Origin of the sequence: Corallococcus exercitus (genome assembly GCF_003611585.1) — a bacterium.
In the GTDB taxonomy this organism is placed as follows: Bacteria; Myxococcota; Myxococcia; order Myxococcales; family Myxococcaceae; genus Corallococcus; species Corallococcus exercitus.
Map to the genome: position 1 here is coordinate 1 of NZ_RAVW01000006.1, position 26,806 is coordinate 26,806.

19 protein-coding genes and 1 pseudogene are annotated in these 26,806 nt (G+C 69.7%); 4 read left to right on the forward strand and 16 right to left on the reverse strand.

Going from position 1 to position 26,806, the window contains the following annotated elements:
• Window positions 1-662 (reverse strand): annotated as a pseudogene (locus D7W79_RS43460) (PE family protein); the annotation flags it as partial.
• Window positions 663-994: 332 nt separating this feature from the next.
• On the opposite strand from D7W79_RS43460, the gene D7W79_RS01330 reads away from it, so the two are divergent.
• Complete coding sequence (locus D7W79_RS01330; RefSeq protein WP_120523502.1) at window positions 995-1,261, forward strand: hypothetical protein; 267 nt, start codon at window positions 995-997, stop codon at window positions 1,259-1,261.
• Window positions 1,262-1,339: 78 nt separating this feature from the next.
• Here D7W79_RS01330 and D7W79_RS01335 read toward each other — a convergent pair whose 3' ends face one another.
• From D7W79_RS01335 to D7W79_RS01385, 11 genes are all read right to left on the reverse strand, one after another.
• A complete protein-coding gene (locus D7W79_RS01335; RefSeq protein ID WP_147441758.1) occupies window positions 1,340-2,662 on the reverse strand; it encodes a hypothetical protein in 1,323 nt (440 codons plus the stop codon).
• A gap of 175 nt (window positions 2,663-2,837) precedes the next feature.
• Window positions 2,838-4,283 carry a hypothetical protein gene (locus D7W79_RS01340; protein WP_147441759.1) on the reverse strand — a complete coding sequence of 482 codons (1,446 nt, stop codon included), beginning with the start codon at window positions 4,281-4,283 and terminating at the stop codon, window positions 2,838-2,840.
• Window positions 4,284-4,552: 269 nt separating this feature from the next.
• Window positions 4,553-5,713 (reverse strand): hypothetical protein, encoded by a 1,161-nt coding sequence (locus D7W79_RS01345; RefSeq protein WP_120523505.1) that lies wholly within the window; start codon window positions 5,711-5,713, stop codon window positions 4,553-4,555.
• Between the two features lie 117 nt (window positions 5,714-5,830).
• On the reverse strand, window positions 5,831-7,624 hold the full coding sequence (locus D7W79_RS01350; RefSeq protein WP_120523506.1) for a Vps62-related protein: 1,794 nt from the start codon (window positions 7,622-7,624) through the stop codon (window positions 5,831-5,833).
• Window positions 7,625-7,670: 46 nt separating this feature from the next.
• A complete protein-coding gene (locus D7W79_RS01355) occupies window positions 7,671-9,269 on the reverse strand; it encodes an AMP-binding protein (protein ID WP_244221543.1) in 1,599 nt (532 codons plus the stop codon).
• A gap of 17 nt (window positions 9,270-9,286) precedes the next feature.
• Window positions 9,287-10,060: an enoyl-CoA hydratase family protein gene (locus tag D7W79_RS01360; protein WP_120523507.1), complete on the reverse strand. Its 774-nt coding sequence runs from the start codon at window positions 10,058-10,060 to the stop codon at window positions 9,287-9,289.
• A complete protein-coding gene (locus D7W79_RS01365) occupies window positions 10,057-12,069 on the reverse strand; it encodes an acetyl/propionyl/methylcrotonyl-CoA carboxylase subunit alpha (protein WP_120523508.1) in 2,013 nt (670 codons plus the stop codon). Before D7W79_RS01365 ends, D7W79_RS01360 begins: the two co-directional genes overlap by 4 nt.
• A 12-nt stretch (window positions 12,070-12,081) precedes the next feature.
• Complete coding sequence (locus tag D7W79_RS01370) at window positions 12,082-13,698, reverse strand: acyl-CoA carboxylase subunit beta (RefSeq protein ID WP_120523509.1); 1,617 nt, start codon at window positions 13,696-13,698, stop codon at window positions 12,082-12,084.
• A 1-nt stretch (window position 13,699) separates the two neighbouring features.
• The gene (locus tag D7W79_RS01375; RefSeq protein WP_120523510.1) at window positions 13,700-14,578 is read right to left on the reverse strand and encodes an SDR family oxidoreductase; all 879 of its coding nucleotides are present in this window, start codon (window positions 14,576-14,578) and stop codon (window positions 13,700-13,702) included.
• Between the two features lie 9 nt (window positions 14,579-14,587).
• The gene (locus D7W79_RS01380; protein WP_120523511.1) at window positions 14,588-15,751 is read right to left on the reverse strand and encodes an acyl-CoA dehydrogenase family protein; all 1,164 of its coding nucleotides are present in this window, start codon (window positions 15,749-15,751) and stop codon (window positions 14,588-14,590) included.
• A 36-nt stretch (window positions 15,752-15,787) separates the two neighbouring features.
• Window positions 15,788-17,482 carry an acyclic terpene utilization AtuA family protein gene (locus tag D7W79_RS01385; RefSeq protein WP_120523512.1) on the reverse strand — a complete coding sequence of 565 codons (1,695 nt, stop codon included), beginning with the start codon at window positions 17,480-17,482 and terminating at the stop codon, window positions 15,788-15,790.
• Between the two features lie 97 nt (window positions 17,483-17,579).
• On the opposite strand from D7W79_RS01385, the gene D7W79_RS01390 reads away from it, so the two are divergent.
• A complete protein-coding gene (locus D7W79_RS01390; protein ID WP_120523513.1) occupies window positions 17,580-18,212 on the forward strand; it encodes a TetR/AcrR family transcriptional regulator in 633 nt (210 codons plus the stop codon).
• A 121-nt stretch (window positions 18,213-18,333) separates the two neighbouring features.
• Entirely contained in the window at window positions 18,334-19,647 is a 1,314-nt protein-coding gene (locus tag D7W79_RS01395) for an Ig-like domain-containing protein (RefSeq protein WP_120523514.1), read from the forward strand.
• 60 nt (window positions 19,648-19,707) lie between these two features.
• Here D7W79_RS01395 and D7W79_RS01400 read toward each other — a convergent pair whose 3' ends face one another.
• Genes D7W79_RS01400 through D7W79_RS01410 form a run of 3 tightly spaced genes read right to left on the reverse strand, consistent with a single transcriptional unit; the run spans window position 19,708 to window position 22,106 of the window.
• Window positions 19,708-20,484: a zinc-dependent metalloprotease gene (locus D7W79_RS01400; RefSeq protein WP_120523515.1), complete on the reverse strand. Its 777-nt coding sequence runs from the start codon at window positions 20,482-20,484 to the stop codon at window positions 19,708-19,710.
• 41 nt (window positions 20,485-20,525) lie between these two features.
• On the reverse strand, window positions 20,526-21,326 hold the full coding sequence (locus D7W79_RS01405) for a trypsin-like serine peptidase (RefSeq protein ID WP_120523516.1): 801 nt from the start codon (window positions 21,324-21,326) through the stop codon (window positions 20,526-20,528).
• A 9-nt stretch (window positions 21,327-21,335) separates the two neighbouring features.
• On the reverse strand, window positions 21,336-22,106 hold the full coding sequence (locus D7W79_RS01410) for a zinc-dependent metalloprotease (RefSeq protein WP_120523517.1): 771 nt from the start codon (window positions 22,104-22,106) through the stop codon (window positions 21,336-21,338).
• 380 nt (window positions 22,107-22,486) lie between these two features.
• Here D7W79_RS01410 and D7W79_RS01415 point away from each other — a divergent pair, with 380 nt between their 5' ends.
• A complete protein-coding gene (locus D7W79_RS01415) occupies window positions 22,487-23,668 on the forward strand; it encodes a DUF6068 family protein (protein WP_276375037.1) in 1,182 nt (393 codons plus the stop codon).
• A 23-nt stretch (window positions 23,669-23,691) separates the two neighbouring features.
• On the opposite strand, the gene D7W79_RS01420 is transcribed toward D7W79_RS01415, so the two are convergent.
• The gene (locus tag D7W79_RS01420; protein ID WP_120523519.1) at window positions 23,692-26,748 is read right to left on the reverse strand and encodes a poly(A) polymerase; all 3,057 of its coding nucleotides are present in this window, start codon (window positions 26,746-26,748) and stop codon (window positions 23,692-23,694) included.
• Window positions 26,749-26,806: the final 58 nt, after the last annotated feature.

The following is a 26,806-nucleotide window of genomic DNA, read 5'->3' on the forward strand; positions in this document are numbered from 1 at the left end:
CCACCACCACTGCCGCCCGAGCCGCTTCCGCCCGAGCTGCCACCGCCCGAGCTGCCACCGCCCGAGCCGCCGGTGCTGGAGCCACTCCCGGTTCCACCGGTGCCCGAACCGCCGCTCGTGCTACCTCCGCTGGTGCTGCCGCCGGTGCTGGAGCCGCCCGTGCCGCCAACCCCGCTGCCGCCCATGCTGGAACCACCGGTGCCGCCAACGTCGCTGCCGCCCGTGGTGGAGCCGCCCGTGCTCGAACCACCGGTGCCACCGCCAACGCTGCTGCCGCCCGTGCCCGTGCCCGTGCCCGAGCCGCTGGAACCACCGGTGCCGCCAACGTCGCCGCCGCCCGTGGTGGAGCCGCCGGTGCTGGAGCCACCGGTGCCGCCGGTGCTGGAGCCACCGGTGCCGCCGCCAACGTCACTGCCGCCCGTGGTGGTGCCGTTGGCGCTGGAGCCGTCCGTGCCACTGCTCGGCCCGATACCCGAGCCGCTGTCATCACTGGAGCCCTCCATTCCACTGGAGGTGCCGTTGGCTCCGCCCGTGCCCCCCTGCGTCGCTCCGGAGCCGCCCGTACCACCCTCCGTGCCACTCCCTTGCGTGGTCTTGCACCCCGCCCCCACGAGCAGCGCCGACGCGAGCGTTCCCAACAGGACCGCCTTGAATGCCTTCATTGCACGCACCTCCCTCAATGGACCGCGCTGAAGGTTGAGGAACAGCCTCCCGGGAGCCACTGGCCTTCGGGATGAGCCCGGGATCGGAAATGCACACAACGGATGGGACGGAGGAGACTTCTCCAGGATGAAAAGACACACGGCTCCTGGACGTCAGTCCTCAGGCGCGTCCAATCGGAGACATGGCATTGCGGGACGCGGACAATGCGTGTGTCTGGACTTCACGGCCTGCCAGCAAGTCGGATCAAAAGCATGAAGCAGGCATCCCGCCCATCGGAGACGCGCTATCCTCGGAAGGCTTCACAACCCCGAATGACCTTCTGGAGACGCTCATGATGCGCAAGAGCCTCATTGGTGGATTGTTGGCCGTTGGCTTGCTGGCGGGCTGTGGCGGTGCCGAGGACATGGGCCAGGAGCCCCAGCTGGCCACGCGCGAGGACGAGCTGCCCTACTGCGAGGGCTTCTCCTTCGTGACGTACTACAGCGACGCCACCTACACCACGCAGGTCGGACACGGAGATTGCAGCTGTGGCCACACGCTGCGCGTCTTCGGAACGAAGTCCGACTTCGCCGTCTACGAGCCCGACTACTGCGGTTAGTCCACGCGCTCACCGCGGTGGCATCCCGTGACGTAAAGCGGCCGGGCCCACGTCGGGGCCCGGCCGTACGAACAGCGCTCAGAGCGCGACGCGAATGATGGACCTGGCGGAGGTGCCGTCCGCGTTCACGGTGTCGACATCCATGTAGAGCGTGGGCGGGTTGGCGCGCACGAGGCTTCCAGGCCCGGGCGTTCCCTCCAGCGTCCCCAGGTCGGCTCGACTGAACCGGCTCCACGTCCAGAGGTGGCTTTCAGGGGTCCCGTCCTCCCGCGACACCGGCTGGTGGAACACCACCTGCTGCCGGCCTGGAATGAAATGGATGGGCGCACTCGGATAGGGCGCGTCCAGCTTCAGCGTCCAGACCTGATCCCCGCGTTGCCACTCCAGCCGGTGGAGCTGACCCTTGCTGCCCTTGAGCCACACCATGTCCGCGAAACCCTGACCGAGGACGGGGCCGTAGAGCGTCTCGGGGTTCTGGGTGCTGTAGAGATACACCCCATCGGCGGTCAGGAAGCTGGGAGAGGGCTGTGAGCAGCGGATCTCCTGGCAGAAATCCGGACGGCAATACATCACGAACTGACCCTGGAGGGTGTAGGGGGTGTAGATGCCGGCCTTGACGGTCTCCGAGCAGCCCTGTTCCTGGCACGAATGCAGGAAGTGCTGCACGGGCGCTCCGATGGGCCAATTCGTGTACACACCCTGGGCGCCGACATCGACACGCGTTTCGTTCAACATGAAGGCGTGCGTGGTCTTCCAGTCCCGGTAGCCGTCATGGGGAATGTCGTCTTCCCAGACCTGCGCGCCCGTGGCGGTGTCGAACACCCGCACGCGCGCATCCTCCGCCCAGGCATAGCGGGTCCCCCCTGGTGAGAGGACCGAGAACCCGGGCAGTTCGCCCAGGTCCGTGACCGCGCCGGAGGGCACGTCGATCAACCAGCGCCGTGCGCCCTTCACCAGGGACAGCACGGTTCCGCCGCGCTCGAGCACCGGTGTCCCGTCCTGGACCTGGAGGAGCGTCTGGAGGACGCAGTTCCCCGGTGCGCAGGCCGCCGTCCTCGCCACCTGGACGGAGGAGGCTCCCGCGCCGTCACGTTCCAGGAAGGCCACGAAGGTCTGGGCCGCGTCGTGGAGCACCGCGCCCCGGGACTGCTGACTGAGGACGATGGCCTCCGGCGTGCCGAACCGCCACAGCCAGACCGTCCGCACACCATCCACCTCCGGGCTCCACATCACCGTGCTCTGGCCGTCGGCCGTGATGTCGATGCCTTCCACCGCGCCCGCGATGCGCACGGGTTCTCCTTCAGGCAGCCCCTGCGCATAGGTGCCATCCGCCCGGGCGGACAGGAGGACGTGCTGCCCCTCATCCACCTTGAGCAGACGGGCGTCACGAGCCAGGGTCACGGCCGCCAACACAGGCTTCCCCTCCGGCGGCGGCGTCTGTGGATCCCCTCCCTCTTCGTGATGGCAGTGGGCGACCCCCAGTCCTACCAGCAACACCCCCAACAGCCTCCACGGCCGACGCTCGAGGGCACTTCGTGAATGAGCAGTCATTGTGATTCTCCCAGGAAGCCTGTGATTAGAGCTGGATCCGGATGATGTCGAGGGAAGAGGGGTCCGCCGACTCGATGGTCGAGTACAGCGCGGTGGGGGCGGCACGCGGATGGGCACCTTGAACGGGTGCACCCGGCAGCGGCAGCAGGTCCGTCAGGGACACTCCATCCCAGGCCGCCAGACGGGTTTCACGCACCCCATCGGAGCGCGTCAGCGTCTGGGCGAACACCAGGCGCTCCGCTCCCGGAAGGAAGGTGATGAACCGCATGTCCACCGCTCCCGTCGCCTTCAGGGTGTGGACCCCGGCGGGCCCGACCCAGGTCAACGTGTCGGCCGAGTCGTCCTGGTAGAGCGACACGCGATGCGCCAGGTCCTCGCTGAAGGCGGGTTGCGGCCTGCGGACGTCGGTGGTCGTCGTGTTCGAGAGCAACCGCATCGAGGCATCGAAGTAGGTGAACTGGTACTCGCAGCCATACGGACCGCACCGCAGGAGGTGGCTGCAGCTCACCAGGTCCGTGCGGCCCAACCCCCACCAACATCCGCCCTGCCCGCCCGCGAGGACCTGGCACGACGTCGCATCACAGGCGAGGGTCGCGTGCACCAGCGGAATGCGGTCGGGCGGTGGCGGCTCATAGACGTTGAGGACCAGGACTTTCGCGTCGGTCATCAGCGCGGACTCAACCTCCCAGCCCTCGCGGGACACGTCCTCCGCCCAGGAGCGCTCCCACTGGAGGGAGCGCGTGGCGGTATCGAACACCTGGAGGTGTCCCGCTGCGCTGAACAGGCTGTAGCGAGTGCCATCCGAGGAAAGCGTGCACGGCCCCGCCACCGTCCCCAGGGGCACCACCGCGCCAGACGGCACGTCGATGAGCCAGGCCTGCGTCGCGTCCGTCGCGAGCACGGTCGTCCCTCCGGCCTGGAGCAACAGGGTGCTTCCGGGAACCTGGAGCAGCGTCCTCGAGGGACAGTCCTTCGCGGTGCAGGCTGCGGCGTCCATCACGCGCAGCGACGTCGTCCCGGCGCTGGCGTCGGATTCAGTGAAGGCCACATAGGACAGCGCCCGGTCATGGACGATGTCGCCCTGCGAGCTCGTGGTGAAGGGGATGCAGGCGAAGGGTCCGGGCCGCCAGAGCCACGCCGTCCGCGTCCGCTCCTCGCTCGGCGCGCTCCAGAGCAGCACCGAGCCGCCGTCCTCCGCGAGGATGGAGGTGTCCGCCGGGTCGCAGATGCGCACGTCCCCGCCCTCGGGGAGCACCTTCGCGTACGTGCCAGCGCCGGTCTGGGGCCTGAAGAGCAGGAAGCGCTGCCGCGCGTCCACGCCCAGCAGCCACGCGCCCTTGTGCAGCACGTCGAGCCTCGGCAGGACCTCTTGCTTCGGCCCCGGCTCCTTCGTCCCGCAGGACGCAATGCCCCACCCCAGGAACAACAGCGCCAGGGCCCGCGCGAGCCGTCCACTCCAATGGCTTGTCATCTGGACTCCCCCCTCGGATTCAGGGGTACCGCCGGCCCGACACCCCGGTAGACCCGCGGGCGCCTCGTCAAGCGCAGGCCGCAGGGTCCGGTCAGACAATGCCTATCACATCCGAGGCGCCTGCGCAGTGACCTGGAGTGTGACTCAGCGGTCGCGGGAGGGCCTCGCCTGGATGGATGCGCGCACGCGCCTCTCCCAGACTGAGTTCCTCCCGCGTTGGAGTGGAAGCCCTTCGACCTCCTGGGCTGACGCCAGGACTCGCTGGAGGTTCAGCGATGGATGGAGCCGGGGTGGATGTCCACGCGCTCGCCGCCCCGGTCCGTGCTGCCGGAGATGCCGAAGATCTCCGCGTAGTGCGCGGCGGTGTCCTGGCCCTTGACGGTGGTGAAGTGGGCGCCCGTCATCGGCTGGCGCTCGCCGCTGGTGCGCAGCAGGGAGACCTCTTCCCAGGAGCCGCCCGTGGCCGTCGTCTTGGTGGGCTCCACGCCGAACTTCTCCGCGCCCACGCGCTCGCCGCCGCGCACCAGGAACTGGTCCACCGAGTTCACGCGCTTGAAGGAGGCCTCCTTGCCCGGCCCCCAGCCCTCCTGGTGGAACCGCGTGGTGAAGTGCTGGTGCTCCTTGCTCCCCTCCAACCGGATGTCCATGCGCACCTCGCCCGGCGCCTGGGCCTGGAGGGTCATGGTGAAGTGCTCACCCGGGTAGAAGTACTGGTTGCTCGCTTCCGCCGCCGCCCCCGGCTCCGTGCGCGTCGGCGGGTTGTGCCAGTGCTTGTCCGCGGGCGTGTCCGGGTTGGTGTCCCGCCAGAAGGGACGGAAGGCGAAGTTCTCACGCAGCGTCTTCAGCTTCGCGTCCACCTCCGCCGCGCCCCTGGCCACCACCCGGGGCGGGGTGTTGCCGTCGACCAGGGCCGGCTGTCCGCCCACGTTGGCGCGAGCGAAGCGGTGCGAAGGGTCGCGCATGTCGCTGCCCCGGGGATCGTCGGTGAACGTGGGCTGGCCGTGGCTGTCATAGACGCGGTCCCACGTCAGCCCGGCGTCCACTTCCTTCCCGTTCGCGCGGCCGCCCATGTAGACGCTGGGGCGCTCCAGCGGGCCGGTCTGCCACGCGGTGGCGCCCGTGCCATGGAACTGACGGGAGGGATCCGTCGACACCTGCGGCAGCGTGCCCTTCCCGCTGATGCCACGGTGCTGCGTGGAGGGATCGCTCTCCACCTTGCGGAAGTAGGCCCCCTTCGCATGCGGGTCCACCCGCGAGCCGAAGTGGTCCTTCACCGGGTGGCCCACCGCGCCCTGCACCTCGAAGGAGTCACCCGCCGGCGCCGGAGTGGCGGCAGCGTGGGGAGGCGCCTCCTTGGGATGGGGCGCTGCTCCCGCCTCCACGCTCGTATGCGGATGGATGAGGCTCCTGCCCTGGATCTGGATGGTCATCGCTTGCTCCCACACCGGCGGTCTGCGAACCGGGGATGGAGGCAGCATGCGAGCGTGGCAGGTCTTGAATCCAATTCATGAGAGGCATGGGCCCATGAATCCGCTGCATGCCCTGCCCTACTCCAGGGTCATGAAGTCCGGCTGGTACACGGACCGGTTCCGCAGCGGAGAGGGACCGCCGCTGTTCACGCAGTATCCGGTCGGGTTGTCGCAGCCGGCCTCCGGGTTGCCCCAGTACGCCGTGAGATTCATCCACGCGAGCGACCCCGTGTAGGTCCCCGCCGGCTGCCAGGGAATGACCACCACGTTGTTCCAGGTGTCCCACGCGAGTCCGGCACCGGTGTCGTCGGCCAGGAAGTCGCCGTTGAAGATGGTTTCGTAGATGTGCCGGGCAGCGTCCGGGTAGAGGCCGTGCGAGCCATTGGCGGAGAAGACCTCCGGGTGCCAGCCGGTGAGGAACACGGCCTTGTCGCCGAAGGCGAAGCCCTGCCCGTCCGCGTGCTGGCTCAGGTAGACCTGCGCGGGGCGCCCGTCGATGAAGCGCACGGTGAGGTGTTCCCAGTCCCCCACGTGGTTGCCGAAGGTGGAGTAGCCGCCCACGCAGCCCCAGGGCGAATACCAGCCGATGCACACCCGCTTGCCATTGTTGTAGGGATAGAAATTCCAATACAGCACGTCCGTCACGTTCGTCGGCAGGCCGCCCTGGGTGCGCGGGATGACCTGCGCGTAGACGGGCACCGGCGTCTGGTTGGGACGCTGGCCGTCCAGGAACTGCGGATCCGTGCAGGAATCACAGCCCAGTGCCTGGTTCGTCACCAGGTGCCCGTTCTCCTCGTGGACGTTGGCCAGGTGGAACTGCGTGGAGGACGGGAAGTAGGCCTCATCCGGATGCAGCCACACGCGCGGCGCGAACGCCGCCACGGTCTGCGCGTCCACGGGCAGGCCCCGCAGCTCCGCGTTGGACGTGGTGCTCTTGTTGAGGACCCAGTAGCGGTTGCCGCCCGTGTCGCCGTGGCTGGGGCGGGAGACGAAGGTGGACGCGGGCAGGCCGCGGTGGTCGCGCGCCACCGCCTGCCACACGCCGATGTCGTCGTCCGCGCCGGAGCCGCTGTCGTCCCACACCCAGGCGGGATTGGCGGGCAGCACGTACTCGCTGCGCACGCAGCGGATGAGGTCCGTGGAGGGCTTGGAGTAGCCCAGCACCGCGACGTGCCCCAGGCAGGTGTAGCCCGCGGGCGCGACCGGCTCCCAGAAGGAGACGTCGTGCGTGCCGCCGGAGCCGGAGTCGTCCCAGATCCAGGTGTAGTTGGACGGACGCGCCAGCACGTCGCCCTCGCCGCGAACCACGAACGTCGTCGCGGGGGGCTGTCCCCGGTTCGGCATGGCCACGTCGCCCAGCGAGAAGAAGCCCGGGGTCTGGGACAGGTCGGGACGCCAGATGGCGATGTCGTTCGTCGCGCCGGTGCCGTGATCGTCGTAGACCCAGGTGAAGCGGCTCGTGGCCCGGACCTCCAGGGCCCTGGGAGCGCGCAGCACGCCGGAGTCCGACGCCAGGGTGAACTCCGCGCTCTGGCCCGACAGCGCCGTCGCCGCGACCAGCTGGTAGCTGCCCGGAGACAACGTGACGGACAGGCGCGAGTTCGTGCCGCCACCGCCGTTGTTGTCCTGCGCGAGGACGGTGCCGTTCGCATCCAGCAGGTACAGCCACGCATCCGCCGACGACGTCAGGGTGAACGTCACGGGGTTGCTGGACGTCTGGGAGTCCAGCAGGAACACCCGGTTGCCCGGGCTGGAGGGGCTCTGTCCCCCCGAGCCCTGCCAGAGGCCGTAGACGGTGTTCGCGTGGGCCGGGCTCGCCAGGAGCGAGGTCGTAGCGAACGCGACGACAGGAAGGAGTTGCCGGAGGGCCATGGGGACCTGGGGATGGAGGGAACCCAGGACCCTACTCCGGACTCACCTACCCGTTCCCGTCCTCGTAGTGCCGCGCGTACTGCTGCCGGAGCACGAACTTCTGCGCCTTGCCCGTGCTCGTCAGCGGCATGGCCGGGAGCAGGACGATGGCCTTCGGCACCTCGAAGCCTCCCAGGTGCTGGCGGCAGTGGGCGTTGATCTCTCCTTCCGTCGCGGTCGCGCCCGGCTTGAGCACGACGAAGCCCGTCACCGCCTCTACCCAACGCGCGTGCGGCAGGCCCACCACCGCGACCTGGAGCACGGCGGGGTGGCGCAGGAGGACCTCCTCGACCTTGATGGACGGGACGTTCTCTCCGCCCGTCTTGATCATGTCCTTCTTGCGGTCCACGAAGAGGAGCTGGCCGTCGGCGTCGAACATGCCCAGGTCGCCGGTGTGGTGCCAGCCGAAGGCGCGCGCCCGCGCGGTCGCCTCCGGGTCCTTGTAGTAGCCGAGCATCACGTTCGGTCCGCGATGGACGATCTCCCCCACCTCCCCGCGCCCAAGCAGCCGGCCCTCGTCGTCCATGATGGCCGTCTCGTTCGTCACGACCGAGTCGCCCCAGTACGAGCCGAAGCGCTTCAACTGCTGCTCCGGCTTGAACATGGTCGTCGCCGGGTACATCTCCGTCTGCCCGGACGCGAGCGCGAAACCTCCCGGGCAGAAGTGCTCGATGAGCTCCACGAGCATCGTGCGCGCCATGGGCGCCATCACGTAGAGGCACATGCGCAGGCTGGACAGCTTCGTGGCCGGCCGCGCCGGGTGCGCCAGCATCGCGCCGTACATCACCGGCAGGCCCAGCAGGAACGTGATGCCCCGCCGCTCGATGGTCGCGAGCATCGCGGCCGGGTCGAAGGCACGCCGCACGACGATGGTCGCCCCGGCCAGCAGGAACGTCATCGAGATGGCGTGCTGCGCGCAGTGGAACATCGGGAGCACGCAGAGGGTGGAGTCGCCCGGCCGCATCTCCAGCTCGAAGAGGTTGCCGCTCAGCGCCGCGTGCACCGACGCGTGCGAGTGCATCACGCCCTTCTGCTGGCCGGTGGTGCCGCTGGTGTACATGATCTGCGCGAGCTGGCCGCTCTCGATGTCCACCTCCGGCAGGGTGCCGTGCTGCCCCTTCAGCGTGTCCAGGAACGCGACGGTGTCGCCGCCCGGTGACGCCTGTCCCTCCGGCACGCAGACGATGATGCGGGTGCCCAGTGCGTCGAGCATCGCCCGCAGCCCCGGCTTCGCGAGGAACTCCGCGTCGATGACGGCGTGCGTGGCTTCAGCGTGTTCGAGGATGTACCGGACGGCCTCCACGGAGAGGCCTGTGTTGATGGGCACCCAGACGAGCCCCGACTTGTAGATGCCCACGAAGGCAGTGACCATCTGCGCCGAGTTGCCGCAGAGCATCGCGATGCGCGCACCCTGGGGAAGGCCCTGCGCGAGCAGGTAGTGCGCGAACGCGTTCGAGCGCCGGTCGAGCTCCGCATAGGAGAGCTCGAGGTCCCCGTCGACGAGCGCCGTCCGCTCCGGCCAGCGCAACGCCGACCGGTGGACGATGTCTCCCAGCGAGACACGGCTGATGCGCGGGAACTGCGCTTCCTGGGTCGCGGACATCATGTGCTCCCTTTTTCCGTCTACTTGGGTGCGGCCCACGCCGGGGGACGGCGCTCCAGGAAGGCGAGCATGCCCTCCTGGGCCTCTTCGGAGGCGAACAGCCGTCCGGAGAGCGCGACCATGTCCGCGCCCCCGGCCTCCAGGCGCGCGCGCAGCCCGGAGGCCACCAACTGCTTGGTCTCGCGCAGGCCTTGAGGCGACGACACCCGGAAGGTCTCCAATATCTGCTCGACGGCGCCCTCCAGCGACGCGTCCGGCACCGCGGACGTGATGAGCCCGATGCGCGCGGCCTCGGCGGCGTCGAACGCCTCACCGGTGAGGAAGTAGCGGCTGGCCGCCCGGCTGGTCAGGTGCGGCAGCGTGGTGAGGGAGATGACCGCGGGCGTGACGCCGATGCGCGCCTCCGTGAAGGCGAACTTCACGGACTCCGCGACGACCGCCACGTCGCACGCACCCACGATGCCGATGCCCCCCGCCCTCACCTGCCCCGCGACCTTCGCGACGACCGGCTGGGGCAGCGTCACGAGCGTGCGCAGCACGTCGAGCAGCACGGCCGGTGCCTTCGCGGCGCCTCCATCCGCCATCTCAGAGAGGTCCGCGCCGGCGCAGAACGCGGGACCGGTGGCCGCGAGGACGACCGCGCGCACCGTGGGGTCGGCCCCCACGGCGTGCAGCCGCTCCAGCAACTGCGTGACCAGCGCCCGCGACAGCGCGTTGCGGTTGCGGGGCGAGTCGAGCGTGAGGGTCGCGACGCCGCGAGACACCTCGTAACGGACGAGCGGTGCTTCACTCATGCTGCCTCCTTCGCTTCAGGGGAGACGACCGCGACGACGTGCCGTGCCGGCACCTGCGCCCCGACCGTGACGTTCACCGCCGTGACGACACCATCCGTGGGCGCGATGAGGGACGACTCCATCTTCATCGCTTCGAGCACCACCAGCACGTCGCCCTTCTTCACGGCCGCGCCGACCTGGGTGCTCACCCGGATGATGCGGCCATCCATGGGCGCGCGCAGGCGGCCGTCGCTGGCGCGCTCGCGCTCGGAGGGCAGCCGGAAGGAGACGTCGCGCAGGCTGCGCGTGATGCCGTCCAGCGAGCACCACAACGTGCTTCCCGCGCGGCGGTAGCGGACCGCGCGGCGCCTTCCCGCCACCTCCACCTCCACGCGCTCGGCACCGAGTCCGCGCAGGGAGAGTGAGACCGACGTGTCACCGATGCGGACGTCGTACGCCTCCGGCGCGACGGGACGGACCGATGCGCGGAGCTCCGCTGCCCCGTCATGAAGGACCACGGGCACCGGCAGGGCGTAGGAGCTGCTCCAGCCCGTCAGCGCCGCGTCGAACCCGCCCTTCCTGGCCAGCGCCACCGCGTCGTCGTGGAAGAGCACGGCGGCCAGGATGGCCTGGTCCTCCGTGGAGGCCCGCCCCAGCGCCTGCAGCGTCTCCGGCGGCGTGTGTGCGCCGACGAAGCCCGTGTCGTAACGGCCGGAGCGGAACGCCTCGTGCCCGAGGACGTGCTGGATGAAGGTGCTGTTCGTCGTGACGCCGAACACCGTCAGTTCGCGCAGCGCCGCGGCCAGCCGCTCGCGCGCCGTCTCGCGGTCCGGCCCGTAGGCGATGAGCTTCGCCTGCATGGAGTCGTAGAACGGCGTGATGTCCTGCCCCTCACGCACGCCGTGGTCCACGCGGATGCCCTCTCCTTCCGGCGGCACCCACGCGAGGAGTCGTCCCGTCTGCGGGAGGAAGCCCTTCGCCGGATCCTCCGCGCACAGCCGTGCCTCGATGGCGTGCCCACGGAAGGTGATCTCCGCCTGCGTCAGCGGAAGCGGCTCGCCGTCGGCGACGCGCAGCTGCCATTCCACCAGGTCGAGCCCGGTGATCAGCTCCGTCACCGGGTGCTCGACCTGCAGGCGCGTGTTCATCTCCATGAAGAAGAAGTCGCCATTCGGCGCCAGGAGGAACTCGATGGTGCCCGCGCCGCGATACCCGATGGCGCGGATGGCCTGCACCGCCACGGCGCCCATGCGCTCGCGCAGCCCGGGCGTGACCGCCGGGGACGGGCTCTCTTCAATCACCTTCTGGTGCCGCCGCTGGACGGAGCAGTCGCGCTCGCCCAGGTGCACCGCGCCCCCGTGCTCGTCCGCGAAGACCTGCACCTCCACGTGACGGGCGCCCTCGATGGCGCGCTCCAGGATGAGCTCGCCGCTGCCAAAAGCGTTCGTCGCCTCCGAGCGCGCGGAGCGGATGGCCTCCAGCAGCGCGCCAGGGTCGCGGACCAGGCGCATGCCGCGTCCACCGCCGCCCGCCGCCGCCTTCACCATGAGGGGGAACCCGATGCGCTGGCCCTCGCGGACCAGGGCCTCGTCCTCGAGCGACTCGCCAGGACGGGCCGCCTCATAGCCGGGGATGCACGGCACGTCGGCGGCCTGCATGCGCAGCTTCGCCTGCCGCTTGTTCCCCATCAGCTCGATGGCTTCCGCCGGCGGCCCGACGAACACGAAGCCGGCGTCCGCGCACGCGCGCGCGAAGTCCTCGTTCTCGGAGAGGAAGCCGTACCCGGGATGGATGGCGTCCGCGCCAGAGTCCTTCGCCGCCGCGAGGACCCGCTCGATGGAGAGATAGGACTCCCTCGCGGGCGCCGGCCCCAGGTGCATCGCCTCGTCGGCGAGCCGCACGTGCGGGGCTTCCCGGTCCGCGTCGGAGAAGACGGCGACCGTGCGCAGGCCCAGCCTGCGGCACGTCCGCAGCACGCGCACGGCGATCTCACCCCGGTTCGCCACCAGCACCTTGTGGATGCGTTTCATGATTCCCCTCGCTTACAGCCGGGCGACGCCGAAGGAGTTGGGCGACAGCGTGCGGCGCGAAGCCTCGTCGCACGTGGCCAGGATGAACCCGAGCACCCGCCGCGTGTCCCGGGGGTCGATGACGCCGTCGTCGAACAGCCGCGCGCTGCAATGGAAGGCATCCGACTCCTGGTCGAACTGCTCGATGAGCGGCTTCGCCATCCCATCCAGGAACTCCTGGTCGGGCGGCAGCCCCGCGCGCCGGGCCTTCTCCGTGGCGACGATGGTCAGCACCTTCGCCGCCTGCTCGCCGCCCATCACCGCGGTGCGCGCGTTGGGCCAGGCGAAGATGAAGCGCGGGTGGAACGCACGGCCGCACATGCCGTAGTTGCCCGCGCCGAAGGCGCCACCCAGCAGAATGGTCATCTGCGGCACGGTCGCGTTGGCCACGGCCTGCAACATCTTCGCGCCGTGCTTCACGATGCCGCCCTGCTCCGACTGGGTGCCCACCATGTAGCCGGTGGTGTTCTGCAGGTAGACGATGGGCGTCCGCGCCTGGCAGCAGAGCTGGATGAACTGCCCCGCCTTGGTGGCACCCTTCGCCGTGATGGGCCCGTTGTTGCCGATGATGCCGACCGCCCGGCCCTCGATGCGCGCCCAGCCACATACGGTGAGCGCGTCGTAATCGTCCTTGAACGGCGAGAAGTCCGAGCCATCCACGAGCCGGGCAATCACCTCGCGGCAGTCGTAGGGCCGCCGGTGGTCGATGGGCACGACACCGCACAGCTCCTCCGCCGCGTAGCGCGGCGGCTCGAAGCCGGGGCGCTGGGACGCCGGCAGGGCGTCATTCCAACCGAGCGAGGCGACGATCTCCCGCGCGATGCGGATGCCGTCGGTGTCGTCCTCGGCGAGGTGATCCGAGGTCCCGGCGACGGTGGTGTGCATCTCCGCGCCACCCAGGTCCTCGTCCGTGGCGACCTCGCCCGTGGCCGCGAGCAGCAGCGGCGGGCCGGCGAGGAACACCTTCGCCTTGCCGCGCACCATCACGACGTGGTCGGACAGGCCCGGGATGTACGCGCCACCCGCCGTGCTCGAACCGTGGACGACGGTGACCTGGGGGATGCCGGCCGCGGACAGCTTCGCCTGGTTGTAGAAGGTCTCCCCGCCCGGGATGAAGATCTCCTGCTGGTAGAGCAGGTTCGCGCCGCCGCTCTCCACGAGCGACACGACGGGCAGCCGGTTCTCCAGCGCGATCTCCTGCGCGCGCAGGGCCTTCTGGACGCCCCACGGCGTCGCGGTGCCGCCCTTCACGGCGGAGTTGCTCACGAACACCAGGCAACGCACGCCGGACACGAAGCCAATGCCGATGATGGTGTTGCCACCGGCCAGCGAGCCGTCGCTGTCGTCGTGGTGCTTGTAGCCGCAGAGCGTGGAGAGCTCGAGGAAGGGCGAGCCCCGGTCGAGCAGCAGCGCCAGGCGCTCGCGCGGGAGGAGCTGCCCGCGCTGCTTGAACTTCTCGCGGGCCAGCTGCTCGGTGTCGCGCGACTTCTGCTCGATGGCGCGCAGCTCGGCGACGCGGGCGAGCATCTCCTTGCGCTGCGTGGTGAAGGCGGCGGAGGCCGGTTCGACTTGGGAGATGAGCGTGGGCACGTCACTTCTCCTTCGGGCCGTCGAGGATGGCGGGCCCCTTGGCCAGGTGGAACCCGTCGTACGGCTTCGAGTTCGAGTGCTCCGACAGCGGGAACGCCTTCGTGTTGCAGGACGCGCCGCCATCAATGCGGATGACCTCGCCGGTGATGAACGCCGCTACGTCGGAGAGGAGGAAGACGATGGCGCCGCTGACCTCCGCCTCCGTGGCAAGCCGGTGCAGGGGGACCTGCTGGCGCAGCATGGGAATCATCTCGCGGACGAAGGGGTCCTCGTAGGTGTCCAGGCCGCTGGAGGCGACCCAGCCGGGCGCGACGGCGTTCACGCGGACCCCGGCGAAGGCCCATTCGACGGCGGCCGTCTGCGTCAGGTTGAACATGCCAGCGCGGGCCGCGCCCGAGTGCCCCATGCCCGGCATGCCGTTCCAGGCATCCGCGAGCATGTTCACGATGGCGCCGCCGTGGTCGGTCATGGACTGGTTGAACACCTCGCGCGCGACCAGGAAGCCGCCGGTGAGGTTCGTCGCGACGACCGCCTCGAAGCCCTTCTTGGAGATCGCCGACAGCGGCGACGGGAACTGTCCGCCCGCGTTGTTCACGAGCCCGTGGATGCGGCCGCGCGCCTGGACGACGGCGGCGACCATGTCGCGCACCGCCGCCTCGTCGCGGATGTCCACGGCGTGCTGCGTGGACGCATGGCCCTCGGCGGCCAGCTCTCCGGCGACCTTGGCGAGCTTCTCCTGCTTGCGGCCCACGAGGACGACGTGCGCGCCGAGCGACGCGAGCTCATGCGCGGTGCACCGGCCAATGCCGCTGCCAGCGCCGGTGACGATGATGGTGCGGCCCGCGAACGCATCCGGAGCGAAGACTGAACGGTATCCCATCGTGTTCTCCTAGCGTGCCTTGCGGGGCAGCGTGCCCATGGCCTTGCTGATGATTCCGAGCATCACCTCGTCGGCGCCGCCACCGATGGAGCCCAGGCGCAGGTCGCGGTAGGCGCGGGCGACGGGGTTGTCCCAGGTGAAGCCCATGCCGCCCCAGTACTGGAGGCAGCCATCGACGAGCTCGCGGGCCAGCCGGCCCGACTTGAGCTTGCACATCGAGGCGAGCTTCACGACCTCCGGGTCGTCCTTGTTCTCGATGTACATGCCGACGGTCCGGTAGATGAGCGCCCGGAGCGCCTCGACCTCCGTCTGCAATTCGGCCAGCCGGAAGTGCACGCTCTGGTTGTCGAGGATGGACTGGCCAAAGGCCTTGCGCTGCCGCGTGTACTCGGCCGTCTGGGCAATGAGCCGGTCGAAGGTGACCAGCGTGCTCGCCGCCACGAACAGCCGCTCCTCTTGGAACTGCTGCATCTGCATGGCGAAGCCGCGTCCCTCGTCGCCGATGCGGAAGCGCGTGGGGACGCGCACGCCGTCGAAGAAGAGCTGCGCCGTGTCGGACGCCCACATGCCGAGCTTGCGGATCTTCGACCGGGTGATGCCGGGGCGGTCCATGGGCACGATGATGAGCGACTTGTTCGCGTGCGCAGGTCCATCCCCCGTGTTGGCGAGCAGGCAGACCCAGTCCGCCTGCATGCCGTTGGTGATCCACATCTTGCTGCCGTCGATGACGTAGTCGTCGCCGTCGCGGCGCGCGGTGGTCGTCACGCTCGCCACGTCGGAGCCGGCCCCCGGCTCGCTCACCGCGATGGAGCAGACGCGCTCGCCGGTGAGCGTCGGCGCCAGGAACTCCCGCCGCAGCGCATCGCTGCCGAAGCGGGCGAGCGCGGGCGTCGCCATGTCGGTCACCACGCCAATGGCCATGGGCAGCGCACCGCAGGTGCAGTGGCCCAGCTCCTCGGCAAAGGCGACGGAGAACGACGCGTCCAGCCCCAGCCCGCCGAACTCCGGGGGCTTCGTGATGCCGAGCAGCCCGAGCTCGCCCAGCTTCCGGAACACCTCCCGGGCCGGGAAAATCTCCGCGGCCTCCCAGGCGTCGACGTGCGGGTTCAGCTCCTGTTCCACGAACTTGCGGACGGTCTGGCGGATGGCGCGGTGTTCCTGGGTCTGCTGCATGGCTTCCTCGCTGGGACTTGGGAGCGCGCGAAGGCGCTAGAGAAGCGATTCCGGGACGTCGACGTGGCGCGAGCGCAGCCACTCGCCCAGCGCCTTCGCCTGCTGGTCGAAGCGGGTGGACGACGAGACGCCTTCGCCGAGCAGTCCCTCGATGACGAAGTTCAGGGCACGCAGGTTCGGGAGCACGTGGCGCTGGATCTTCAACGCCTGCGTCTCCGGAAGCAGCGTGCGCAGCCGCTCCTCCGTGAGGGTGTGCACGAGCCAGCTCCAGGCCTCGTCGGTGCGGACCCAGACGCCGATGTTCGCGTCCCCGCCCTTGTCCCCACTGCGGGCCAGGGCCACCTGGCCGAGCGGCACGCGCCGGGCGCCCCCCGACAACAGCGGCGCGGGCAGCGACGGCACCGGGACGGCTTCGAGCTTCCGGGTCTCCTCTGGCGGCAACACGTCGATGCGCCGCCCATCCGGGAGCACCGCGACGTGCGGCACCTTCCGCGCGTCCACATAGCCCGCGGTGTAGATGCCAAAGGGCGAAGCGTCACCGGGCAGCGCGGGCAGGAAGAAGCCGGGGTAGCTGGACAGGGCGAGCTCCACCACGGCGCCATTGAAGGAACGGCCGGCGACCTTCGGGTCGGCATCCTTCACGGTGACCCGCAGCGTCGCCGACGCCTGCTCCTCGCTGGGAGCGTCGGTATGGTCGGTGCGCGCGAGCGTGTAGAGGACCTCTGCGGGCCGGGGCTTGAGCGTCGCATCCAGTTGCGCCTGCACGAGCGCGGCCTTCTCCTCGATGTCCAGGCCCACCAGCACGAACTGGGCATCGTTGCGGAAACCGCCGAGCCTGTTCAGGCACACCTTCACGTCCGGAGGGGGCGGCTCGCCGCGCACGCCCGACAGGCGCACCCGGTCGGTGCCCTCCGCGTCGATCACGATGGTGTCGAAGCGCGCGGTGGCGTCAGGGCCCGCATAGCGGGCGCCGCCGATTTCATAGACGAGCTGGGCCTTCACCGTGTCGACAGTGACGGCGCCCCCGGTGTCCGGATGCTTCGTGATGATGCTCGAGCCGTCGGCGAAGACCTCCGCGAGCGGGAAGCCGGGCCGCCGCACGTCGATTTCACCGAAGCGCGCGAAGTTGCCGCCGGTCGCCTGGGCTCCGCACTCCAGGACGTGGCCCGCGACCATGGCGCCCGCGAGGCGGTCCCAGTCATCGCGCTTCCAACCGAAGTGGGAGGCCGCGGGGCCGACGACGAGCGAAGCGTCCGTCACGCGCCCCGTGACGACGATGTCCGCGCCCGCGTCCAGGCACGCCGCGATGCCCCAGCCCCCGAGGTACGCGTTCGCCGTGAGGGGCTGGTCGAAGCCAAGCTCGTCCGCGCGTCCGATGAGGTCATCGCCTTCGACATGCGCGATGTTGACGGACAGCCCCATCTTCGTGGCGAGCGCGCGCAGGTCGTTCGCGAGCCCCTCCGGATTGAGGCCACCGGCGTTCGCGACGATGCGGACCTTCCGCTCCACCGCGAGGCCGAGCGTCTCCTCCAGCTGGCGAAGGAACGTCTTCGCGTACCCGCTCGCCGGGTTCTTCAGCCGGTCGCGGCCCAGGATGAGCATGGTCAGCTCCGCCAGGTAGTCGCCGGTGAGGACGTCGAGCGGACCGCCCTCCAGCATCTCCCGGAACGCGGAGAAACGGTCGCCGTAGAAGCCGGATGCATTGCCGATGCGCAGCGATCGCCCGTCCATCGCACCTCCTGTGCCAGGGAGCGGCGAGTCTGTACCCCTCCCCTCAAAGAAAGCAATCACGATTGCTTTTTTCTTCCCGCCGCAACAGTGTGGATCCATGAGCGGCACGGCGAGCGGGACGACACGGCAGGAGCAGGAGCGCAGCCGGGTGACGCGGCAGAAGCTGATGACGGCCGCCATCGAGGTGCTGGTGGAGAAGGGCTGGGCGGGGGCGACGACGGGCGCCATCGCCGAGCGCGCGGGGGTGTCGCGCGGCGCCTGCCAGCACCACTTCCCCACGCGCGCGGCCCTCGTCGCGGCCGCCGTGGAGCACGTCTTCCACCAGCAGGTCGAGGAGCTGGTGCGGCGCGCGAAGGGCCTGTCGGAGAGCCGGCGGCGCGTCGAGCCTCTCTTGAACCTGCTCCATGACGTCTACGCCGGCCCGCTCTTCACGGCCGCGACGCACCTGTGGGTGGCCGCCGGGGCCGACGAGGAGCTCAAGGCGCTCCTGCTGCCGCTCGAAACGCACGTGGGTCGCGAAGTGCACCGGCTCACCGTGGAGCTGTTGGGGCTGGATGAGCGCGACCGCGACGTGCGCGACGCCGTGCGCGCGACGCTGGACCTCCTCCGCGGCCTGGCGCTCGCGAACCTGCTCCACGACGACACCGCCCGGCGCCGCAAGGTGCTTGCCCATTGGGCACGGACGCTCGAAGCACAGCTCACGCCGAAGCGCCAGACTCAGGCCGACTGATCCGCTTGGGGCAACAAGCTTCTCAAATAGAATTCCCCTGAACCCCCGAAAGGCATTCTTGATATGTCTTTCGTCACGGGCGCTCCACCCCACGCGGGCGCCCGCCTGAGGGGAAATCCAAATGCGAATCGTTTCGAGAGGGACCCGCGGTTTCGTCGCCGCGCTCGTCGGTGCGGGCACGCTGGCTGTCGTTGGTTGTGGTGAGGTCACGGGCAACCCAGACACCACCGTGTCGCAGACCCGGCAGGAGGACGCGGCGACCTTCAGCCAGTTGGTGGCGCGGCTGAGCGGCCCCCAGGCCCCCGAGGACTTCGTGCGGAGCTGGCTCGCGAAGGAGTCCGGCCCCGAGTCGAGCTTCCAGAGCGCCGCCTCGCGGGAGCGCGTTGCCCAGCTGCTCCGGGACTGGCCGGTGCGCGCCGACGGGAAGCTGGACCTGACGCGCCCTCCCCTGCGCCTGCGCGACCTGTCGCGGGGCAGTGCGGGTGAAGGACCCTTCGCCTTCAACGCGCTCGACGCGAATGGCCAGTCGCTGAAGCTCATCGTCACGGCGCAGACGGACCGGCTCCTCCTGGAGGAGGATCCCGACATCCAGGCGCCCACCGCGGAGCTCACCGCGCCGACCACGGGCAGCTACGTGCGCTCCACCGTCGCCGTCACCGCGAACGCGACGGATGACGTGGGCGTCGCCCGCGTGGACTTCTTCGACGGCACCACGCTCCTCGGGTCGTCCACCGCAGCGCCGTACACCGTCTTCTGGAACACGGTGGGCCAGGGAGGAGTGCATTCGCTGACGGCGCAGGCTTTCGATGCCGCCGGCAACAGCGGCACCTCCAGCGTGGTGAGCGTCGAGGTGGACAACAATCCCCCGCTGATCGTCAGCAGCCAGCCCCAGAATCCCCCCATCATGCAGAACTACGTGCGCGGCACCGTCAACGCGGCGTGGTCGGTGGCCCTTCAGGGTGGCGCGCCCGTGGCCCTGGCGCAGGTCTTCCAGAACGGCGCCGTGGTGACGTCCAACCCCACCAGCAACGGCAGCACCTACTACTACTCGTGGAACACGCAGTTCCTGGGCAACCGCTCGTACACCCTGGGCTTCCAGGTGACCGACGCCGCGGGCAACGCGTCCGCCGTCTACACCCGGACGTTCATCGTGGACAACGCGAAGCCGTCGCTCTCCACCATCACCTCGCCGGCCAACGGCGCGGTGGTCAGTGGCGTCGTCACGCTGGCGGCCACCGCGAGTGACAGCCAGGCCATGGCCTACGTCATCTTCGAGGTGGACGGAAACTGGCTCACGCCCTTCGCCACCAGCGCGCCGTACACGAAGACGTGGGACACCACGGGCCTGTCCGGCACGCACACCATCGTCGCCATCGCCACGGACCGCGCGGGCAACGAGCGGCGCAGCAATCCCATCACCGTCACCGTGCCCTGAGCTGAAGCAGCTGGCGGCCCGGAACGGCTTTCATCGTCTCCGGGCCGCGCTCCGCCAGACTCAGCAGCGGTAGAGGTACGTCAGCGCGGTGATGTCCGTGCTGGTGAACTCGCCGGTCGGGTTCGGCGGAAGACAGGCATTGAAGATGGACCCGTTCACGTAGGACGTGGCGGGCGTGCCGGGGATGAGGATGGCCCCCACGCCCGCCGTGCCTTCGCTGCCGCCCGTGCCACAGCTGATGACCTGGGAGTAGTAGTCCGAGTGGCGCATGCCCAGCGTGTGCCCCAGCTCGTGGGTGACGATGTGCTCGACCGTGTCGAGCGGCGCGGTGTTCCACCCCGTGCCGATGGTGATGGTCCCATAGGGACGGCCGCCCGAGGGATAGCCCGAGTTGTAGCCCGTGCCCGCCGCGGTCGTCGCGACGATGGTCGCGTTGCAGCCGGTGCTGGAGCCCCGCACCATCGTGAAGCAGAGGCCCAGCGCGTTGTAGTTCTGGATGGCCAGGTCCAGGCCCTGGCTCAGGCCGCTGTAGCTGGTGAACGTGGACGTCGGGTTGATGCAGATCTTCTTCACCAGGGAGGTGCTGACGACGTTGGTCGTCCGGTACTGCTCCGCGCTGTCCTCACCGGACTGGAGCATCTCGCGGGAGGCCTCCACGCTCACCTGGGCGTCGCCCCCCACGCAGACGGCGTCCTCGGAGACCTGGATGTCGCCCGCCTGGAACCCGGCTTCCAGCAGGTTGGAGACGATCTCTTGGTGTTCCTTCCGCAGGTCGGTACCGCAGCCGGACAGCCACGCACCACAGCCCACCACGAGCACCGCCGCTCTCTTGAACATGGTCGTCTCCCCTCGGGTCCTGTCGAGCGGAGTCCGGAGCCTCAGCGCTCGACGATGTCCGCGTCCACCAGGTACGGCGACGCCGCGACAATCGCTTCCATCGTCCAACCCCGGTTGGCGCCGCGGCCCGTCTCATCGCAGTCGCCGTCGGTGTGGATGCCCAGCAGGTGGCCCTGGCGGTTGAGCACGCCCGAGCCGGAGCTTCCGACCAGGGTGTCCAGGTCCACGTAGTAGACCAATGAATTGCAAGCATCCAGGTACTCGCCCTCGGCGATGACCTTCGGCTTGCCCCGGGGATGCTGGATGATCGCCAGGCGCTCGCTGGGCACGGCCGTCAGCAGGACGGGTGTCACATTGGGAAGCACGTCAAGCTGGATGAGCGCGTAGTCGGGTTCGAGCGACTGCTCGATGACGGTGCCCTCGGTGATGAGCGGGTCGCCGTCGGACTGCTCCTCGAAGTTGAAGACGAGCAGCGGCCGGTCGCCGAGCGCGACACAGTGCCCCGCCGTCACCACCACGGGCCCCGCGCTCGCTTCAATCAGCGTTCCAGTGCAGCGCCCGTCAATCAGGACGACCGCGTCCTCGCTCGCCTGCGCGACGTCCGCGAACTCGCCCTGGTAGCTGTTGATGGGGGTGAAGTCGGCGGTCGGGCCACATTGCGTCAGGCCACGCACCTCCGACGGCTGGCGCACCCGCGACGCCGTGGGACTCTCACAGACCGCCGGATGTGAAACCACGGGCACCTTCTCCTTTCCACAGGCCATCAGGCCCAGGAGGACGAAGGTGCCCGTGAGGATGCGACCCCACGGACTCATGAAGGACTCAAGGGGTCGCAACGCCATTGCTGGAGACTAGTACAGGGCGTTCAGCGCCGTGATGTCGGAGCTGGTGAACTCGCCGGTCTCCGTCGAGCGGAAGCAGGAGTTCATGATGGAGCCGCCCACCGTCGCGGTGCTCGGCGTGCCGCTGATGAGGATGGCGCCCACGCCCGCGGTGCCCTCGTTGCTGGCGGAGCCGCCGCAGGAGATGGCGCGGTTGTAGTAGTCCGAGTGACGGAAGCCGATGGTGTGACCCAGCTCGTGCGTGATGACGTGCTCGTTCACGTCCACGCTGTAGGTGTTCAGGCTGGTGCCGATGTTGATGGTGTTGTAGGGCAGGCCGCCCGACGGGAAGCCCGCGGAGCCGCCGGCGCCGGAGGTCACCGTCGCGGTGATGTTCGCGCTGCAGCCCGTGGTGGGGCCACGCGCCATCGTGAAGCTCAGGCCGCGCTGGTTGTAGTTCTGGATGGCCAGGTCAAGGCCCTGGCTCAGGCGGGTGTAGCTGTTGAACGTGGACGTGGGGTTCACGCAGATCTTCGTCACGCTCGAGGAGACGAGGTTCGTCGTGCGGTACTGCTCCTGGGTCTCCTTGCCCGTCTGGAGCATCTCGCGGGACGCCGCCAGGCTCACGTGCGCGTCACGGCCCACGTACACCTGACCGTCCGCCTCCATGATGTCGTCCGCCGGGAAGCCGGCCTCGATCAGGTTGGCGACGATCTCCTGGTTCTCGCTCTCCAGGTCGGTACCGCAGCCAGACAGCATCGCACCACAGCTCGCCACGAGGACTGCCGCCTTCTTGAACATTCGTCGTTCCTCTGGTTCGGGGGAGATCCGCTGCCGCCTGACCTTCCCGTCAGCCGCGGACAGCTTGCCCAGCCACTGAGCAACTGCCGGGCCAACCGCGCGCTAGAGGGAATAACTCGATTTTGTTGAATTTCATGGTGCGCCGATACTCCAGCTTCCAAGAAACTGGGTGTAAAACAGCGTGACGTTTTGAATCACAAGTAGCTGTCAGGACAGCTCTTTTGGTTGTGCCCAGGGGGGCCTCCTGATTTCGGTCAGGGGTGTCTTTCAATCAGTCACCCACCCCGGGGTCCTATTTACCCCGTTATTCCATGTAATCCATGTAGGTCCTGCTAAAGCTGGGAGTGAATCCACTCCCGGGATATCCCGTCCCCATGTCCATGCGCCCTTCCCTCCCCATCGCCGCGCTGTTGGGTGCGGCCCTGTCGTTCCTCCCCGGCTGCGAGAGCACGAAGTCGAGCGGCCCGTCCCCTTCCGACACGCGGTCCCAGGACACCTCAGCCGTGCAGTCCGCCGAGGCCTGGGCGCGGGCGCGCGTGGGGGATCGGATCACCTACGACTTCAGCGCGACGCAGGGCCCCTCGCCTCGGGGCGGCAGCGGCACCGCACGCAGCCTCCAGGGGCGGCTGAGCCTGGAGGTGGTGGCCGTGCAGCAGCCCTGGGTCTGGGTGCGCGCGGCCTTCACCGATGAGGCGGGCCGGCCGCTGTCCCAGGCGCGGCTGGCTCGGGATCTGCTCTTCCCCGTGCGTGCGGACACGACGCGCCCGCTCGACGTGCCCCATGGGGGCAAGGCCACCGCAGAGGTCGCCTCCAGCGCGGGCCGCAGCTGGGAGGCCCTCCGCTACGTCAGCGATCAGCGCCCCGTGGACGGCCCGCTGCGCACGCGCGTGTACGCCAACGCGCCGGGCCCGCTGTACCTCACCCGAGGCCTGATTGAAGCGGGCATGGAGGCGTCCGGCTTCGGCGCGCAGGGGGGCTTCCAGCTGAAGCTGCGCGAGGTCCGTGAGGGTTCGGCGGAGGCCAGTGCGCCCGCGCCCGCGCTGGAGCGGCCCCTGGGTCCGGGCGCGTACTACGACCGGTTCGTGGATGTGGCGGGCACCACGCCCGGAGTCCAGCGCGTGTGCTTCAGCGCCGAGCGCGGCTACCTGCTGCGCACCGAAGGCCCCGTCGAGGCCAACGCCGCGCCCTGCTCCGACTTCTCCCAGGCCGAGCCGGAGCCCCTGGAGGAGCTGCTGATGGGCCTGCCCTGGGAGGTGCTGTCCGCGGGGGAATGGCCGCCCGCGGCCGCCCTCTCCGGCACCCGTGGCACGTTCAGCGCGGAGGGCCGGAACGCGCCCGCCCTCATCGAGCAGAGCAGCGAGAACGTGGAGGGCACCCAGCGCGCCTTCTCGCAGACCTGGGCGGCCGACCCATGGGCGCCGGGGCTCGCGGGCCTGCCCTATGAGGCGCGCTTCCAGCCGCTCGCCAGCAGCACCGAGCGCGTGGTGACGGGCGGCAAGAACGAGCCGGAGGGCGGCACGCGGATCGTGCGCTGGGGTTCGTGGCTCGCGGGAGCGAAGTAACGCGGGCGGCTGGGTGACAGGCTTTACGGAGCGGGAGCGTCGCTCCGTGAGCTGTCATTGCCACGCACGAGTTCGACCTGGAGCACCGCGCCGGCTGGGCGGTGCGCCCATTCCTGGAAGGACGCGCGGAACGCCTCCACGGCCGCGAACAGCGGCCCCTGGGGCTGCCAGGACAACGCCGCCGCGTCCCGGGCCTCACGCACTTCCAGCCCGATGAGCAGGGCGCCCCCAGCGTGCGCGGGCAGGAACGGGCGCACGGAGAGACGCCGGTCCCCTTCCAGCCGGTACACCAGGGCCGTGACGTGTCCGAGGACCCAACCCGCGACGCTCTCCCGGTCCTCGGGGGTAGCGGCTTCGGCGGACAGGCGCAGCGCGGCCGGTGGGGTTTCGTTGGCGTCGAGGGGCTGGAAGAGCGCTGCCCATGCGGAGGAAGTGCGGGCGGCGCGGGCGTTGGCCACGAGCTCGCGGGCGCGGAGCAGCTCCTCCCGGATGACGCGGAACGTGGACCGCGACACGTTGCGCGCGGTGTTTCGCGCGGGGAGCGAGGGAGCGATAACGGGCAGGAGGTCGCGCTTGCCGTCGGGCCGGTAGCGCGCCGTCTCGGGCGTGAGCGCCACGGGTTGGGGCCACGGCCAGGAGGCGAAGGTGCTGAAGAAGTGCGCGAGCAGCGACGCGTCGGAGCGCATCGCGTCCGGGGTCGCACGGGTGCAGGCCCACGCAGCGAGCAGCGTCCACGACAGCCCGCCGAGGTAGCCCAGCGCGTGCGAGTAGAGGCCTCGCGCCCGGGCCCAGGCCTTCACCGCGCGCAGCAGGGTCCGGAACCGCTCGGTCCTTCCGCCGTCACGGGCGATGGCGTCCATCAGGCCCAACGTGTCCGCCAATCCCAGCACGGCGCGGAGGCCCGCGGGGTCCAGCCGGTCGCCATGCCGCGCGAGCAGCGTCAGGGGGTCTTCAGCGGGCACCCCCTCCGGACGGCTCGCATAAGCCAGGTCGAAGCTCACGCCGCCCAGGGACAGCTTCACCAACGGGATGGCGGCATCCGCCACGTAGCGGGCCGTGCCGGGCGCCAGTTCCTGGAGGAGCGCTTGAGCGAAGTCCTCGCGGGGCAGGCTCGCCGGGCCGATGGCGACCGCGTCCACGTCACTGCCCGCGCCATCCGTGCCCAGGAGATACGAGCCATAGGGATGCAGCGTGGTGCCGATCCGTTCGCAGTGCTGTCGAAGCTGTTCCACCGCCGCGGTCCTGGCCGCGTGCCCGTCCTGGGCTTCGCTGGCGCCGGCGGAGTTCAGTGCCTCGCGCAATGGAGCGTCTTCGTGCTCCGGCGTTGCCCTTCGTGCCTGTGCCAGGGGGATGCGCCGGATGATCTCGAAGGGCGTGTCACCCTTCCTCCGGATGAGACAGAGCTCGCCCACGCGGAACTTCAGTGGCCGCCAGCTTCGCTGCCACTCGGCGAGTGCTCGGACGAGGTCCTCGGAGAGCGGGAGCTGGCCCACGGAGAGGTGCGGCGTGAAGCCGCCATGGGTGGACGTGGCGCATTCGGGCAGGGCCGCCACGAGCCTCGCGTGCAGGGCCGCCAGCGCGCCGGAGGGCTGATCATCGGGACGGAGCCACGCCGTCGCGTTGGCGCGGTGCTCGAAGTGGCCGAACGTGGAGAGCGTCACCTCGAAGGGCTCGACGCCCTGGAGGGCATCCACGAGGAGCGCCTCCGCCGTCTCGAAGTCCTCTTCCGGGACGAAGGGATACAGCAGCGTGACGTGGGGCATCCACCGCTGGAACTTCGCGTCGTGCTTCTTGCGCAGCGCCTGGATGGGTCCCCAGACGGCCTCCGGGGGAATGAGCACCAGGGCCGTGTGGTGCACCAGCGCCGTGGAGGTCCGCGGTGCGAGCGTGGCCGCTTCCCGGCGGAGGACGCAGCGCAGTCCGAAGTGATCCGACACGAAGAGGGCCTGTCCGTTGGGCGCGGGAGGGCCCGCCAGGGGCGCTTCGCCGAAGAGGTCCACGGCCGCTGGAGCGAACCTGCCCGAAGGAGACGCCACGAGCACCCGATCCAACCGCTGGAGCCGTCCCGAGACGGTGGTGAGCGCCGCCAGCGTGTTCAACCGGGGGTTGAACGTCTCCCCCGCTTCCGAAGGCCGCAGCGAGGACCACGCATCGACGAAGCCCGCTCGCGCGAAGGACTCCGCTTCCGGCGCTCCGTCACCGAAGTTGAAGTCACCGGCCAGCACCAGGTCCGGAGCCTCTTTGTCACCCGAGGCACTGAGTGCACGGGCCCATGCGAGAAGGGCCTCGACCTGCACGGCGCGCGCGGAGGCTCCGGACGCGTCACGGTTGCTCGTCAGGTGCGGCGTGGCCACCCACAGCGTGCCCTCGGCAAGGTGCAGCTCGGCGGTGATGATGCGCTTGTCCCGGGAGAAGACGCGCTGCCACACGGAGGCGAACGGCACGCGCGACAAGAGCACCTGGCCATAGCGTTCCACGGTGTGCGCGCCGGGACCGTCGGACAGCCAGTAGTGCTCACGCACCCAGGGTTCCGCGAGCAAGGCCCGAAGGAAGGACGGAGTGACTTCCTGGAGCGCGAGGACGTCCGCGTCCGTCTCACGCAGCAGCGCGAGCGCCGCCGGGGTCCTGCGATCGGTCGCCAGCAGCTCCGCGTCGTACAGGTCGAAGAGGACGTTGAAGGTGGCAACGGTGAGCGAAGCCGGACTGGGAACCGCGTGGCCTGAATCACGCGAGCCCTGTGCCCACGAGCCCGAGCGCGCGTCGTACCGCCATGCGGGCAGCTGCGTGAAACCCGGCACCGCGAGGAGCGGAGGCGGAGCGGGCTCCTCCTCCTCGGGCCGGGCATTGCTCAGCAGGTCGATGCGCTCCTTGCGGTCCCACACCACCTGGGGCCCGCGCTTGAAGTACCAGACGCGGTGCCAGGGAATCTCGCCATCGGGAACGAACGCCTCGAAGGGCATCTCCTCCATCGCGCCGCGGTGCGCGTCGTAGCCGACGGCGAACTCGCGGGCATCGAGCCGGGGATCCCACCGGATGCGGTGATACACCTCGCGGCTGGTCGTGAAGCGTTCCTGAGACATGGCGGGGCTCGGGGCGAAGGGTCCTGGAAGGCACGCCAACACGGGCCGCGCACGCGCC

What these genes read in the sequence shown, in the direction of transcription:
- D7W79_RS01390 (WP_120523513.1), top strand. Translation starts at nt 17,580, where the DNA reads ATGAGCGGCACGGCGAGCGGGACGACACGGCAGGAGCAGGAGCGCAGC.
- D7W79_RS01350 (WP_120523506.1), bottom strand. Translation starts at nt 7,624, where the DNA reads ATGGCCCTCCGGCAACTCCTTCCTGTCGTCGCGTTCGCTACGACCTCG.
- D7W79_RS01345 (WP_120523505.1), bottom strand. Translation starts at nt 5,713, where the DNA reads ATGACCATCCAGATCCAGGGCAGGAGCCTCATCCATCCGCATACGAGC.
- D7W79_RS01340 (WP_147441759.1), bottom strand. Translation starts at nt 4,283, where the DNA reads ATGACAAGCCATTGGAGTGGACGGCTCGCGCGGGCCCTGGCGCTGTTG.
- D7W79_RS01415 (WP_276375037.1), top strand. Translation starts at nt 22,487, where the DNA reads ATGCGCCCTTCCCTCCCCATCGCCGCGCTGTTGGGTGCGGCCCTGTCG.
- D7W79_RS01380 (WP_120523511.1), bottom strand. Translation starts at nt 15,751, where the DNA reads ATGCAGCAGACCCAGGAACACCGCGCCATCCGCCAGACCGTCCGCAAG.
- D7W79_RS01395 (WP_120523514.1), top strand. Translation starts at nt 18,334, where the DNA reads ATGCGAATCGTTTCGAGAGGGACCCGCGGTTTCGTCGCCGCGCTCGTC.
- D7W79_RS01355 (WP_244221543.1), bottom strand. Translation starts at nt 9,269, where the DNA reads ATGATGTCCGCGACCCAGGAAGCGCAGTTCCCGCGCATCAGCCGTGTC.
- D7W79_RS01385 (WP_120523512.1), bottom strand. Translation starts at nt 17,482, where the DNA reads ATGGACGGGCGATCGCTGCGCATCGGCAATGCATCCGGCTTCTACGGC.
- D7W79_RS01375 (WP_120523510.1), bottom strand. Translation starts at nt 14,578, where the DNA reads ATGGGATACCGTTCAGTCTTCGCTCCGGATGCGTTCGCGGGCCGCACC.
- D7W79_RS01410 (WP_120523517.1), bottom strand. Translation starts at nt 22,106, where the DNA reads ATGTTCAAGAAGGCGGCAGTCCTCGTGGCGAGCTGTGGTGCGATGCTG.
- D7W79_RS01330 (WP_120523502.1), top strand. Translation starts at nt 995, where the DNA reads ATGATGCGCAAGAGCCTCATTGGTGGATTGTTGGCCGTTGGCTTGCTG.
- D7W79_RS01360 (WP_120523507.1), bottom strand. Translation starts at nt 10,060, where the DNA reads ATGAGTGAAGCACCGCTCGTCCGTTACGAGGTGTCTCGCGGCGTCGCG.
- D7W79_RS01365 (WP_120523508.1), bottom strand. Translation starts at nt 12,069, where the DNA reads ATGAAACGCATCCACAAGGTGCTGGTGGCGAACCGGGGTGAGATCGCC.
- D7W79_RS01420 (WP_120523519.1), bottom strand. Translation starts at nt 26,748, where the DNA reads ATGTCTCAGGAACGCTTCACGACCAGCCGCGAGGTGTATCACCGCATC.
- D7W79_RS01405 (WP_120523516.1), bottom strand. Translation starts at nt 21,326, where the DNA reads ATGGCGTTGCGACCCCTTGAGTCCTTCATGAGTCCGTGGGGTCGCATC.
- D7W79_RS01400 (WP_120523515.1), bottom strand. Translation starts at nt 20,484, where the DNA reads ATGTTCAAGAGAGCGGCGGTGCTCGTGGTGGGCTGTGGTGCGTGGCTG.